We start from the raw sequence: 14,449 nt of genomic DNA on the forward strand, positions 1-14,449 counted from the left end.
CCAATTATTATCCAGTAAATGTCGTAAGTTTCGGAAAATATGTAGTAAGTGACCACAATTTCGTCGTAAGTCTCAATAAATATGTAGTAAGTGTCCTTAATTTTGTAGTAAGTGCCAATAAAGGTGTAGTAAGTTGGTCTTTTTTCAATAAAGTGGACACTTGTAAACCACTTAGTAACTAAAAAAGTGATTCCTAGCTGCAATTTTTAACACGCCATAACAATCATCTATTTATGTTATGATGAAAATAAATTTATTTAGGGGGGACGACTGCGGTGATCCAATATAAAGAACTCCACCACGTTAGTCTAACGGTTACTAATTTAGAACGCGCCAAGCATTTTTATAGCAGCATCTTATGTTTAAAAGAAATACAACGTCCTAATTTTGATTTTCCTGGTGCCTGGTACGAAGTTGAGGGACAACAGCTCCATCTAATCGTTCTTCCCACATCACAAACGATTCGCCAAGATAAACGCCTGAGCAGCAGAGAAGGCCATTTTGCACTAAGAGTGCAGGATTACACAGAGACGTTGAATTGGCTGAAAAGTAAGGATGTTGAACTGTTAGAGAAACCCAATGGCATGAGCGGTTTTGCGCAAATATTCTGTGCGGACCCTGATGGGAATCTAATTGAACTAAACGTCGATCAAAAAGACCTTTAGGAATGCCGGCAACTGACGAACCTTCCAAAGTAGAAAGGAGAAGTGCGCGAACACTTCTCCCCTCTAACTATTCGTTCCCATTCATCCAATAAAAATAATAATCCCCAATCCAACAATTACCAAAGAAAGTAAGTAGACCAAGTCTTTCGATACTATTTTCGGTGTTTGATAATACGTTCTGTCTCTTGTGCCCGTAAATCCACGCGCTTCCATTGCGATAGCAATCCGTTCTGATTTTCTTATTCCTTGAGTGAACAGTGGCAAAGAGTACCTCATAAAAGCTTTCCAGCTATTTTTCTGCTTGTAACCTCTGACTTTATGAGCCGTCTTCATTTGGTTTAGTTCAGATTGGAATAGTGGGATAAAGCGGAACCCCGCTAATAGCCCATACGCCCATTTAGGTGAAAGTTTACATTGATGAATTAAACTCATGATGAACAAGGTGATGTCTGTGGTAGAGGTGAATAATAATCCATACGTAACAAACGCTAACATCCTCAAGCCGATTGTTAAGCCATGATTCATGCTCTCTTGCGTAATATGGAACCAGGCCCATTTCCAAATCGTTTCTTCCCCTTCTCCAAACGCCGCCATCATCCAAAATACAAGAATAAAAAAACCTAAATAAGGCAAGAGCCTTTTCAGAAGGTAAGTCATTCTCCATCCGCCTAAAAAAATACCGATCAATACAGCAAGTAACCAGATCAAAAAAGTCACCATTGGATTGGAGATTGCCATTAAAAGAAACATCACGATCAAATGAGAAAGCAGTTTACAAGCAGGATTGAGAGTTGCTAGGAATGAATCGTTAGCCTTCATACCCAAACCCCCTCCATTCGTGCATGCATCAACTGGTAATGGAGTGGTGGAATTAACGCACTATCACGGAAATTACTCGGATTTGAAAATAACCCATAGGGGGTCCCTTGATAGGTTACTCTTCCCTTGTTGAAGAGAATAACTTGATCAGAATAATCATCCACCAAATCCATATCGTGGGTGACCATCACAATCGTAGTTCCCTGGTCCTGCCTCTCCTGTAAGCGTTGAATCAGTTCGTTCGCTGTTTTTTCATCCTGACCGAATGTTGGTTCATCCAGCAATAATAAATCTTGATCCAACAATAACATCGTCGCCACACTTAACCGCCGTTTTTGTCCTAAACTTAGTGAAAACGGGTGAGCATGTTGATGCGATTCCAATCCAAACTCCTCTAACAATTGGATGGTTTTGGTATGAATCAGGTCTTCAGGCCAATTTCGTTGCCGGCCGCCAAAGGCAACTTCCTCAAAGACAGTATCCGTAATGAATTGAAGTTCTGGATTTTGAAAAACAAAGCCTGCTTTTTCATATAATTCTCGTTCTGGCCATTTTTTTAGTTCCGTATTTTTAAAGAGAATTTTCCCTTTTTTAATTGGCTCCAAACGGATCAGACTTTTTAAGAAGGTACTTTTCCCACTTCCATTTTCTCCGACGATTGAAATCCATTCACCTTTATGGATTTTTATATCAATGTCACTCACAATGGTCTTCTTCCGATAGCCAATTTCAACATTTTCGGTATGGAGTAAAATCTCGCCATCCTTGAGCGGTTTGGTTTTTTTCAGATTAACAAGTTTGATAGATAGGGGATGCGCGTCATTTTGAACAACTTCCTCCCATTTGTGAGGAAACAACTTAGGGCGCCAAATACCCGCCTCTTTCATTTCATTTTTAAAATGCAGCAGCATTTCTTTTGGCTGACCATCCCCGATAATACATCCATTCTCATTTAGGATAATGACTCGATCCATCCATTCGATGCAGCCGTCTAGGACATGTTCGACAAATACCATCGTATGGTTTGTCTTTTGGGCTAATTGATTCAATAAAACAAATATCTCATTCCGGCCAGCAGGGTCTAGCTGGGCTGTTGGTTCATCAAAGAAGATGACTTCAGGTTCTAATGCCAGTAGACAAGCTAACGCCAATCGTTGTTTCATCCCACCTGAAAGAGTTTCAATCGGTGTTTTCTTATCGACCATCAGCCCTACTTTATCCATTAACTCAGAAATCATTTGGTCCATTTGGTTGCGCGGAATCGATCGATTTTCGAGGCTGAACGCAATTTCTTCATCGACATGAAGCATGCAAAATTGCGAATCTGGATCTTGAAACATCACACCGGCATCTTTCCTGCAGAATACTTCACCACTTACCTCTGCCTCCAAATGCTCCGGGATAATGCCTGCAAGAGCGGAAATCAACGTCGATTTCCCACTCCCACTAGGCCCTAGTATTAATACTTTCTCCCCTCTATTGATGGATAAAGTAATCTGACTAAGTATTTTTTCAGAGCGATTATAAAAGCGAATCGAAAGATCCTTACATCCCAGAAACATGTCCATTGACGTTTTCCTTTTTCCTTTTTTCCTTCATCAATTCATATTGTTCTAACACACCTGTTTTTGCGAGTGCGTCCACAATGACCTTCGCTAACAATCCACCGAGAATCATTCCGCTGATGACATGAATTCCTAACGTTGTAAAAAATACTTCCTTCGTGTAATAATCAAAACCGTTAGCGATTAAGTTATAAATCATGCTGCCTAGCGCTGCAAAAACTCCAGATAGCATTAAAGTAAATAGATTGTAGCGTTTATATCCGAATATTGCGAATGCGATTTCTGCACCAATCCCTTGAAAGACACCTACTAAAAGGGCCGATAAACCAAAATGACTTCCTGTTAATAACTCTACTGCCGCCGCTGCAACCTCTGCAATAAGCGCTGCTCCCGGTTTTTGAATAATATACGCAACGATTGGACTAGCAATCACCCAAATTCCAAACATAAAACCTGCGCCCACCGGCCCGACAAGAGCGGAAATGGGAATCCAAAGCGTCGACCAGCCTAAATAGATCACTCCACAAGCGACCGCTAGAATCACAGCAAGGACAACTTCCTTCATCTTCCAAGTCATCGTTTCACTACCTCCATTTTCACAGGCCATTCTTCAAGTTTATAGGCCATATCCCAAAACATATATTCCAGCTGACAACTGATCAAGAAATGATCCTTCATCTTTTCCTTTTCTCTCTCTGTTGCTGTCATTGCCCACTCATCAAGACGGGCACAAAATTTCGTGGTAATCGAATCGGTACGATTTCCATAAAAACTGATCCAATCATAAAAAGGATGAGAAGGATCTGGATTAACCTCCGTTAATAATTTTTTCCCAATTTCCCAATACGTCCACGGACATGGTAATAGCACAGCTAGAATTTCCCCTAATGTACCTTCGTGCGCAACGGTAAGCATATGACGCGTGTAATGAAGGGACGAGGGAGATAACGGATATCCATGTAATACCTCGTAAGGAACACCTGCTACTTGACAAAAGTTATTATGAGGATGGATTTCACTGTTTAAGATAAAAGAAATCTGCGTATTAAACATATCCATATCTTCACGATTCTCACACTTGGAAACCGCTATTCCATAGATGCGAATAAACGAATTCAAATATTCAAAGTCCTGTTTAACATAATGAATCAATTGTTCCTTTTGTAATTCCCCATTAGCTATCCCTTGCACAAAAGGATGTTCAAAAATCGCCTCGAAAATAGGATCTGCTTCTTTTCTTAATTCTGCTGAAAAACTCATAAAATTTTGCCCCCTTATTGGTTTTAATGGGAAGACTCTATTGGGATCAACTTAATGTTAAAAACGAAAAAACCGCCCCAAAAATGGAGCGGCTGAATAATTATATCTATCCATACACGAACTCCACTTTCCTACGCTAGTATGAACTAGATCAGGTTCAAAGGGTCCAAGATAACTCTCGTCTCAGCCATAAAAAGGCTCCCCTAGTGGTCTTCCTATTAATTTAACCTTCACTCTACACTCGCTGGTTAATGTTGTCAATCAATTAAAATCTTAATTATAAAAATAGACCAAATGGATTATAGATGCACTGAAATTCGAAGGCATTTCCAATTATTATCCAGCAAATGTCGTAAGACTTGTAAAATATGTAGTATGTGCGCGAAATTATGTAATAGGTTTCGTAAAATATGTAGTAAGAATCCAAAATTATGTAATTAGTTTCGTAAAATATATAATAAGAATTCGAAATTATGTAATCCTGCGAAAGTAAGGCTTTTATTTGCGAAAACACAACAGCTAGTCTCTCCTCAATAAATAACTCTTTTAAAAAGGAACCATGTTTAGCCGCTGAACTAGAACATGTGCCCATACCCATAATATGAACAGCGGCTAATCTTCCGATAGTGAAATTAGATTGCGGCAAAAAAAAGGAGAAGTGTGCGAACACTTCTCCCCTCTAACAACCTATTAATCTACGACAAATTTCGGGGCGTGACAGGCACATTACGCTTCCACCGTCTTTGCAATAATCGCTCCAACAACCAGACCCCATACCGGTGCACTAATATGGAAAAATGATACATTGGATAACGCGATGAGGAACGCAAATAGGGCACTTAAGCGATATTTATTTTCGGAGAAACCCAGCTGCAAACTAGAAAGAAGGACGCTGATTAACGCAAATCCTGCTAGCATCGACACAAACGCGTGGGGTAACGCTTGGATAAACGGAACAATTTTCCAAGCGAATACTCCAAACAATAATGTCAAAACCCCCGATACCACCGCTGCCATATACCTCTTTGATTTTACCCCTGCATCCGAACTAGAACAGATGGCGGTCATCATGCCAGCAATATTCGCACTTTGCCCCCCGAAAAAACTGGCAATAATCGAAAACACTCCACTAAAAGAAACAATTTTTCGGATCGGAGGTTCAAAATCCGAGCTTTCTAGTGCGCCGATTCCAGGTGCCATATCATTACTTAGGATTAACATGGCCAGAGGCAGACCTAATGTGACCATGCCCATCCATGTAAATTCCGGCATTTGAATGGATGGTAGAAAAAAAGCAATCTCCTTAGATGAGCTATGTAGATCTTGGGTTAAAAACAAAGTAATAAAAGCGACAACCACTGCGACCATAACGGCCGGGATCCGTTTTGAGATTTTCGTACTGATAAAGAAACTAAGCAAGGCTGCCCCACCCACTAAGGGTAACGCCTTAACGTCTTGGACAAGCTGAACCACATAGTTGGTGACCAGACCTGCAAGCATGGCTGCAATGACTTCTTTCGGAACCCATTTAATAATTTTAGTAAAAAGTCCTGACAACCCAATCAGCAAAATCAGCAGCCCTGACATCACATACCCGCCAATTAGCTGGGGATAAGTAAAATGTGCTGTCACTGTCGCTAAAAAAGCAACCCCCGAAATCGAGTGAGCTCCGGTAATGGGAATTCTAAATAACAGAGGCATTACGATCCCTAACAACCCTCCAAAGAAATAGACGGCAAACATCCAATTGATGGTTTGCTGATTAGAGAAATGCCCTGCCGCTGCTGCCTGCAGAATGATTAACGCTGGACCTGTCATGACTAAAGTACTAGAAATTAATCCAGAAGATACGTTTTGAGTCGTTAGATCTTGAAAAAATGATTTCCCTTTATTTTCACGTAATGGTTCAATTGGTTGCTCTCTAATTAATCTATTTGGATGCCCCATCTTTTCTCCTCATACCCTTCTTCAAGTAAAAAACTTTTATTGTTAGTTTAGACAATCTTCTACAAAATGTATAGGACAAAGGCAATCCTCGACAACCGTTAATATTATTAAAAACTTACTGGCAGGTCTTATCATAACAAAAGGGAGGGGGAATAAACTAGAGGAAAAAATAGCTTAAAAAAGGGAAAAGGTGCATTCTCGCCGGTTATCGAGACTGCACCTTTTTCTTTTAGCCTTTGATGGCTAACTTTTTCAAACGATCCACAAACAAATTTAAAAGTTTGACCTAATTGCAGGTATTATTTCAGTTACTATTTCATAGATAATACCGCCTAACATTACGCCGATGAATTCATTTTTTTAACCTCCACGGGCATCATTCGCTTCCTATGGTTACCGTTCATCTAATTTTTCAACCTCTACGTGCACTAGTCGCCTTCACTAGCTTCCAACCAAGCAAAAAAGGAGAAGTGCGCGAACACTTCTCCCCTCCAACCTCTATCAAACTCTGAAAAAATTACAAATTACCATTAAAAACTGAAAAGAACTTTTTCTACCTACCCCCAAAATCTTTAAATGACTACCTAAGCTTATTCTGTTAGTCATTTTTTGTCGAAAAGTCTGTCCGTCCGATGCGCACGATTTATAATTACTTTCGGTTAACGTTTCAGTGAAACTTTTACAGATTTAATTGTATAAACTCTATCTATTAAAATAGAATTTTTCACACTACGCCTATAGGAGGAATCTAAATGAATCGAATTTTTAGGTGGATTGTTAGATCATTATTTGCACCTGTCACAGGAAATGCAGGAGCGGTTGCAAGTACACTTGGTTTTTTCATGGGGTTTTTCCCTTTAGATAGTTTTAGAATTCCGTTATTGCTTGTTCTTTCACTTTTGTTGCGACTTAATATCATTGCCTTATTTCTTGGAACGTTGATTCCGCTTTTTATACCAAAGATGAATCATTTACCCTTCCTGGATATGCGTTTATTGGAGGATTACTGGTTATTTTCTACCCTGCAGTCTAAAATACAGCTTTCACAAACCATGGCTTCAGGGGTCCTAGGTGGCTTGATTGGTCTTGTCTGCTACTTTATTTTCCATTGGTTTTACAATTTAGGGCTGAAAAAGAGGGAGAGAAATCAAGAACATGTTTTTCTTGATCCAGCCAAAAGACGCTGGTCCATTATCAAACGAATGAGTGCAGGCTTTACGGTTTTAATAATTTTAGTATCGACTATTTTTATTGAAAGTCTTAATACGAACCCTGAATTTCCTGAACTACAATTGAATAAAAGCGCAGTAAAGAGTGGAATCGAGCCGATTAATAAAAGTTTCAGTGCAGAACAGCTTGCCACTCAGTTTCAAAAAACGAGTCCATCCCCTCTTATTCAAAAAAATATCAGGCAATCGAACAAGAAACAAGAAGTGTATGGTTTTTACGTCGATTGGGACAAAAACAGCCATACTTCTTTTAAAAAGAATAGCGATTCGATTACAACATTAGTGCCGGGGTGGATGCAGCTTACACCTGGTCTTACCCTAAAAACCAGCACGGACAAGTCCATTATTGCAGAGGCCAAAGCCCATAATATAAAGATTCTCCCATTAGTGAATAATTTTAGTAATAATAAATGGGATGGCGAAGCTCTACACCGCTTATTTATTACTCCCGGTGCTGAAGATCTTTTTATTAAAAAGATGTTGGAATATGTGAGAACAAATGACTTTGACGGAATTAATATAGACTTTGAAAATATCCATCCAAAGGACAAAGAGGATTTCACTGATTTTATCGGTAAAGTATATGAGGCGTTTCATCCACATGGGCTGATGGTCACATTGGATGTTCCGCCGAATAACAATAGTTTTAACTATACTTCTTTAGCAACGAACGTTGATCGCATGATTGTCATGCTCTATGACCAGCACCATTCGATGAGTAAACCTGGACCTGTGGCTCCGTCTGATTGGGTAAAAGAGAACTTGAACCAGCTCCATATTCCTTCTGAAAAATTGATTGTGAGTTTGGGAAGCTTCGGTTACGACTGGGAAGAAAACTCCCATCAGCCCGCAGATACGGTTGCTTTCGGCGATATCATGGATTTAGGAATTGGGACCAACCTCCAAATCCAATGGAATAAACAAATAGGCAACCCTTATGTACGCTACAAAAGAGACGGAAAAAACCATGTAATTTGGTTTTTAGATGCAGCTTCATTTTATAATCAAATGAAGCTGGCGATAGATCACGGTTCAAGAGGAATAGCGGTTTGGCGTCTCGGTTCTGAAGATCCTTCGATCTGGAATTACCTGAATAAACCAAAGGGAATAACCGATCCATCCCATGCCCTTCAAACCTTGGTCAGCCCTAAGCCTGTTCACTATACAGGTGCTGGAGAGATTTTAAAAATTGCCTCTCCATCAGAAAAAGGAACAAGAACGATTCAATTGGATTCACATGGGTTGATTCAAACCGAGACCTATACTAAATTACCAAAGCCTTCTGAGGTCGTTCGGTATGGCAAACCGAAACGTAAGGAAGTCGTCCTTACCTTTGATGACGGTCCTGATCCAACCTATACACCACAAATATTGGACATTTTGGACAAGAATCATATAAAAGGGAGCTTCTTTATCATTGGAGAGAACGCGCTGCAGCATCCAGAACTGGTTAACAAGATGTATAAAAAAGGTCACGAAATTGGCAACCATACCTTTACCCATCCGGATGTTGCATCGATCACACCATTTCAAACGAGAATGGAGCTAAATGCAAATCAGCGATTATTTCAAGAAATTACCGGTCATTCGATGACTCTTTTCCGTCCGCCATATGTGGCCAATGCGGAACCGAGCACAAAGAGCGAACTGGAGCCAATATTGCGAGCACAGGATATGGGTTATACCATGATCGGTGAATTAATTGACTCAGACGATTGGCAAAGACTTTCTAGTGATGAAATTGTAAACAGGGTATTGGATCAGCTGCCTGAAGGAAATGTGATTTTGATGCACGATGCTGGCGGTGACCGCTCCAACACGGTAGAAGCCTTGCCTACGATTATTAAAGAACTCAAAAAGCGCGGCTATACATTTACCACCATTGCTGATCTAACTGGAAAAAGTGAAAGTCAGATTATGCCCCCTGTTAAGGACAGCCCTTATTTGGTCTATGACAAGGCTGTATTCATGGTGATACAAGGCTGGCACTTAGGATTAAGCTTCCTGTTCTACTCAGCGATCCTGTTAGGAATCTTACGACTGGCTATCTTCGTTTTCCTTTCAAGGAAGCAAGTAAAAAGGTATAAAGAGACTCAGATTGACCCTAGCTTTACCCCTTTTGTCAGTGTGGTAATTGCTGCCTACAACGAGGAAAAAGTAATTTGTAAAACAGTAGATTCTATTTTATCGAGCGACTACCCAGCTTTTGAGATACTGATTATCGACGACGGATCAAAGGATGACACCGCTGTTGTCGTTCAAGAAACATATGCAAAACATCCGCTCGTCAGATTAATTAAAAAAAACAATGGGGGAAAATCTTCTGCTGTTAATCTTGGTTTTAAAGAGGCAAACGGGGAAATCGTGGTGGCTCTCGACGCTGATACACTCATCGCTGAAAATGCGATTTCATTGCTTGTTAACCATTTTAAGAATGAAAATGTTGCTGCGGTTTCAGGTAATGTAAAGGTCGGCAATAAGGGGAACCTCCTTACAAACTGGCAGCATATCGAATACGTGACAGGCTTTAACCTGGAGAGAAGGGCTTTTGCCGCTCTCAATTGCATTACGGTTGTACCAGGTGCGATCGGTGCATGGAGAAAGACGGCCGTAGAAGATGCAGGATACTTTCAAGAGGATACACTGGCAGAGGATACCGATATCACGCTTACCCTTTTACGCCAAGGGAAAAAGATAGAATTTGAAGAAAAGGCCTATGCCTTTACAGAAGTGCCGGAAGATATTAAAAGTCTGGCAAAACAGCGTTACCGATGGGTTTACGGTACGTTACAATGCTTATGGAAACATCGGGATGCTTTATTTAATAAAAAACATAACTCATTAGGATTTATCGCCCTTCCAAATATGTGGCTTTTCCAATATATTTATCAAACCATATCGCCTATTGCAGATATCTTGTTTATTATAGCCCTGTTTAACCCGCACCCTGAAAGAGCAGCGATTGGATTTATTCTTTTCTACTTGCTGGATTTCTTAACTTCTCTCTATGCGTTTCGCTTGGAGAAAGAAAGTCCCAAACCACTAGCCTCATTGTTTCTGCAACGAATCTTGTACAAGCAGCTGATGACTTATGTGGTGATAAAATCGATCTTCTCGGCAATAAAGGGAGTAACCGTTGGCTGGGGTAAACTAAAACGCAAAGGTAATGTAACACAGGAAACCTCGATGGTGAAGGTTAAGGAAAATATGTAATAGAGTCTTCGCACAGGTCTTTCCCATTCGGGGAAGACTTTTTTTGTACCCCAACATTTAACCAACATTTTGATTGAATTTATTAGAACATTTAAGTGAACGTAAGTTGATTTACCGAAGAGTTATTGGATATTTATGTGAAAATGAAAATATAAATTGTGTAAAGTTGCACTTAAAGTAACGGGGCAGGTTGAATAAGAAAAGCCCCTTTAATAATAAGTTGAGTTAAAGAATAGGCTTTTCATATTCCATTATGATAGGTAATATATAATACTTATCTTTTTTTCCGTTATGATACAAGTTTTAATCCTATTGCTGCACATAAAACCATCGTTATGAAGACCAATCTTTTCCAATTTTTTGGTTCTCCGTAAAAGAGCATTCCTAATATTGCTCCACTTTAATAAGAAATCTTACATAATAATAACGGAGGTGTTGTAATGATTACGGTAAAAAATGCTGAAAGTTACCTTAATGATAAGATTGGTGAACATACCGATGACATAAAAAAAATATGGGAAACATTTAAGGCTTTTTGTAAAGAACCTGTAGAGGGAGAAGAAGATAAAGAAATTCTATTTCAATGTGGGGTTTATGATTTTACTGGAGAGGAACTATTTCATTTTGATTTTGTACGTCAGTTTTCTGTTTATGAAGAAGACGAGTATTCTAATATGGAACAACTTCACTGTGAATTTTTATTTAAACCAACAGATGAGTTAAGAAGTTTAGAGGTATCAGAATGGTCAATGGATTATGATGATATAGATGATTTTATTAATCATATAGAAAACCTTCAGGAGTTTAAAATACCTTTGAATTTAAAGCCAATAAAATCAGAGATATATCAGGAAGAAGTTTAAACTTTAGTTCACTAACGGGTGCGATGCTTTAACAAGGTATCGCATTTTTGGTTTGCTTTCGAAGCAGATTGTGAAGTATTGTACTTAAAGTAACGGGTGCGATTGTTCAATAAGAACAGTCGCTATTCTTGTTACGCTAACGAAGCAGTTACTTGAAGAAAGAAATGTTTAATTTGTTATTGAATTAATAATGAAGGATTTTTTGGTGAAGGGGTTTTATCTAAATGGAAAACGTAAGATATTTAATCGAAACAAAGAAAACCTGGTTTTGATGAATCGGATATAAAGCTGGCTGAAGAAAAGTTAGGGGTGATTTAAGCCCTACTTTCTTTCCACTTAATTGTCCTAGGTTACTTCTTTTATTACTCCAATCACTGAAATGACAGAACCAATTGCTTGGATCCAACTACCTGTTGCTACCAATGATTCGGATTCGGATTGTCCATTATTTTTTTTATAATAGTCCTCATAATAATAGCCTATCTTTTTTTGTTTATTTTCATTATCATTTTCATCTTTTCTAATATTTTTTAGTGCCTCTGACCATCCTATTGCCTGTAATGAGTTTCCTATAAATTGTGTTATGCTTCCTACAATGTTTTCGGATTGGCCTGGGAAGGGAGGGAGATCAATTGCATCTCCAATATTAACCGCTAAACCTAAAGCTTGTATCCAGTTCCCTGTAATGAATAATTTATAGGATGCTTCTTTCCTGATGTCAAAAACCAGTCCTGTAATGACAGTAAGATTCCCACTTGCTGTAATTTCTTTTCCAACTGACCTAAGGACAGTCCCTTTTGCCTCCGCATCAATAGCATTTCCTTCAGCCTGTAAAACGTTTCCCAATAGAATTAAGTCATCACGTACGTTACTTTTTATATAGTTGGACGGCATAGAACCAATTGCAGCTGTTATTGTTCCCACAGATACTAGCACAGAACCTACTATTGCTTTAGATTCGCTTCCCATTTTAACCACCAACCTGCCACAAGCTTTAAGTATATAAGAAAAAACCTTTATCGTAGTATTATGAATTAAGGTCCGAATGTGTACCTAATTATTAAAACTAACTTTCTTCATTAGAAAAGACCCCAAGTATTGAGGGGCTGCGTAAATTGAAGATCATGGGTTGTCATTGGAATTTCTTTTTCTTATTAAGGAGCTGGCAGGTTACTTGAAGAAGGATAAGGAATTATTATATCGAATATCTATGAGATACCACCCTTTTTTGGAGGACAAGACTTGTGATAACCAAAGCAGAAATAATAAATCAACCTTTTTCGGGACAGTACAAGGAGAGAATTTATGACATAACAAGTAGTTCATGGAATTCTCCAAATTGGACTTGGGTAAAATTTGAAGACGAGGATTTTAATGAATGGTGTGGTGAGTTTAGAGGTTCACCACGGGATATTGCAGTATCAAAGAAGTATAAAACAGTTCTTGTCCTTACTTCCGATTACTTATTTCAAGTTGATAGTGATAGCGGAGAATTAACGGAATATGAATCCCAGCCTCAATATCAATGTTTAACAGTAACACCATCAGGGGATTTCATAATAGCGGATTATTATAGCATTGAAAAAATAGAATAATCAATAAAAGATACGATACCAGTGAAAAGTCCAATTAAAATGGACACAATTAAATTTCATGGTTGGTCTAAGAATAAGTTATTAATTACATGTGATGAATTTCTAAATTGGGATAATCAACTAGAGTTAGAACTTGACGGTGATACATTAGAAATTATTATAAAAGAAATCACTTGAAATATGACTTACCTTCTTGAAGTAACGGGTGCTTTACTTGAAGAAGCCAAAAGGAACTAAATGGTCCTTTTATATTTGGTAATAAAATACGAATTTCATTTATTGTATTGGAAATACTATCTGTCGAGGTGAAATAAATGAGCAGATTTAAAGTTGTGTTTGAGAATACAATCCAAAGTGGTGGGTTTTCATTGGAGCAGTATTTGATAACATTACATCAAGAAAAAGATATGTTGGATTCATTTGATGGTCATGATGATTACGAGTTGGATATGAGGTTATTTGAAGGGGAGATTCAGAAAGTTAACCGATTGTTGGAGAGCTAAGGCTCTCTTTTTTTTTTATAAAATAAAGATTTTATTTTCTTCTTCAACTAACGTAAGCAGGTTAGTTAAAGAAGATGCAGTTTAGTTTTTGATTTAATTAAGGTAAAATTAGGTAAAATCTATTGGTGGTGATTTTAGATGGAACCCAAATGGCTTGAATTGGCGAAACAGCTTCAATCCATTGCACAGGCAGGATTAACCTATTCGAATGATGTATACGACTTGGAAAGGTTTGAATTGATTAGAAATATTAGCGTTGAAATGTTGTCAATACATACGGATGTTAGTAAGACAGTAATAAAAGATTTGTTTGCCAATGAAACTGGTTATGCAACTCCCAAGGTAGATATTAGGTCTGTTGTCTTTAAAGATAATAAAATTTTAATGGTTAGAGAGAACACTGATGGAGATTGGTCGTTACCAGGCGGTTGGGGCGATATAGGGTTAACGCCAAGCGAAGTTGCGGTTAAAGAAGTAAAAGAAGAATCTGGGTTTGAGGTCAAAGCAATAAAATTGATAGGTGTACTTGATAAGAAATGCCATCCTCATCCCCCTTCTCTCTATCACGTTTATAAAATGTTTATCCAATGTGAAATAATAGGTGGGCAACCAAAAGAAGGAATTGAAACGAGTGCAGTTGAGTTTTTTGCTGAAAACGAATTACCATCATTATCGATAGCCAGAAATACGGAATCACAAATTAAATTGGCTTTTAAACATTTACGTAATCCTCAAGAACCTGTCTATTTGGATTGATATTCCAATTTTTAAAGCCCCCCGTTCTTCAACT

General features: G+C 38.4%; 12 protein-coding genes, 1 pseudogene and 1 riboswitch. Of the genes and pseudogenes, 6 read left to right on the forward strand and 7 right to left on the reverse strand.

The window, feature by feature from the left end; translation table 11 throughout:
• Positions 1 to 275 precede the first annotated feature (275 nt).
• Positions 276 to 665 (forward strand): VOC family protein, encoded by a 390-nt coding sequence (locus tag COE25_RS29290; RefSeq protein WP_098935158.1) that lies wholly within the window; start codon positions 276 to 278, stop codon positions 663 to 665.
• An 81-nt stretch (positions 666 to 746) separates the two neighbouring features.
• Here COE25_RS29290 and COE25_RS29295 read toward each other — a convergent pair whose 3' ends face one another.
• The 5 genes from COE25_RS29295 to COE25_RS29315 form a co-directional block, all read right to left on the reverse strand.
• Entirely contained in the window at positions 747 to 1,484 is a 738-nt protein-coding gene (locus tag COE25_RS29295) for an energy-coupling factor transporter transmembrane component T family protein (protein WP_088089876.1), read from the reverse strand.
• A complete protein-coding gene (locus COE25_RS29300) occupies positions 1,481 to 3,052 on the reverse strand; it encodes an ABC transporter ATP-binding protein (protein ID WP_098935159.1) in 1,572 nt (523 codons plus the stop codon). The genes COE25_RS29295 and COE25_RS29300 overlap by 4 nt, the downstream gene beginning before the upstream one ends.
• Positions 3,030 to 3,626 carry an ECF transporter S component gene (locus COE25_RS29305; protein ID WP_098935160.1) on the reverse strand — a complete coding sequence of 199 codons (597 nt, stop codon included), beginning with the start codon at positions 3,624 to 3,626 and terminating at the stop codon, positions 3,030 to 3,032. The genes COE25_RS29300 and COE25_RS29305 overlap by 23 nt, the downstream gene beginning before the upstream one ends.
• Positions 3,623 to 4,309 (reverse strand): thiaminase II, encoded by a 687-nt coding sequence (tenA, locus tag COE25_RS29310; RefSeq protein WP_098935161.1) that lies wholly within the window; start codon positions 4,307 to 4,309, stop codon positions 3,623 to 3,625. Before tenA ends, COE25_RS29305 begins: the two co-directional genes overlap by 4 nt.
• Positions 4,310 to 4,420: 111 nt before the next feature.
• A riboswitch (TPP riboswitch) is annotated at positions 4,421 to 4,524 on the reverse strand.
• Between the two features lie 511 nt (positions 4,525 to 5,035).
• A complete protein-coding gene (locus COE25_RS29315) occupies positions 5,036 to 6,256 on the reverse strand; it encodes a benzoate/H(+) symporter BenE family transporter (RefSeq protein WP_098935162.1) in 1,221 nt (406 codons plus the stop codon).
• Positions 6,257 to 7,008: 752 nt separating this feature from the next.
• On the opposite strand from COE25_RS29315, the gene COE25_RS29320 reads away from it, so the two are divergent.
• The gene (locus COE25_RS29320; RefSeq protein WP_098935163.1) at positions 7,009 to 10,698 is read left to right on the forward strand and encodes a DUF2062 domain-containing protein; all 3,690 of its coding nucleotides are present in this window, start codon (positions 7,009 to 7,011) and stop codon (positions 10,696 to 10,698) included.
• A 289-nt stretch (positions 10,699 to 10,987) separates the two neighbouring features.
• Here COE25_RS29320 and COE25_RS32035 read toward each other — a convergent pair.
• Positions 10,988 to 11,095: pseudogene (locus COE25_RS32035) on the reverse strand (QacE family quaternary ammonium compound efflux SMR transporter); the annotation flags it as partial.
• Between the two features lie 43 nt (positions 11,096 to 11,138).
• Here COE25_RS32035 and COE25_RS29330 point away from each other — a divergent pair.
• Positions 11,139 to 11,561, forward strand: coding sequence for a hypothetical protein (locus COE25_RS29330; RefSeq protein WP_098935164.1), 423 nt, complete (start codon positions 11,139 to 11,141; stop codon positions 11,559 to 11,561).
• Between the two features lie 345 nt (positions 11,562 to 11,906).
• Here the strand turns inward: COE25_RS29330 and COE25_RS29335 are convergent, their stop codons facing one another.
• Entirely contained in the window at positions 11,907 to 12,530 is a 624-nt protein-coding gene (locus tag COE25_RS29335; protein WP_098935165.1) for a DUF6944 family repetitive protein, read from the reverse strand.
• Between the two features lie 275 nt (positions 12,531 to 12,805).
• Between COE25_RS29335 and COE25_RS29340 the strand changes: the two genes are divergently transcribed.
• From COE25_RS29340 to COE25_RS29350, 3 genes are all read left to right on the forward strand, one after another.
• Complete coding sequence (locus COE25_RS29340) at positions 12,806 to 13,156, forward strand: hypothetical protein (protein ID WP_098935166.1); 351 nt, start codon at positions 12,806 to 12,808, stop codon at positions 13,154 to 13,156.
• Between the two features lie 314 nt (positions 13,157 to 13,470).
• Positions 13,471 to 13,659: a hypothetical protein gene (locus COE25_RS29345; protein WP_088087141.1), complete on the forward strand. Its 189-nt coding sequence runs from the start codon at positions 13,471 to 13,473 to the stop codon at positions 13,657 to 13,659.
• A 138-nt stretch (positions 13,660 to 13,797) separates the two neighbouring features.
• Complete coding sequence (locus tag COE25_RS29350; RefSeq protein WP_098935167.1) at positions 13,798 to 14,415, forward strand: NUDIX hydrolase; 618 nt, start codon at positions 13,798 to 13,800, stop codon at positions 14,413 to 14,415.
• The last annotated feature ends 34 nt before the right edge of the window (positions 14,416 to 14,449 follow it).

It is taken from the genome of Bacillus sp. AFS031507, from assembly GCF_002584635.1.
In the GTDB taxonomy this organism is placed as follows: Bacteria; Bacillota; Bacilli; order Bacillales; family Cytobacillaceae; genus Neobacillus.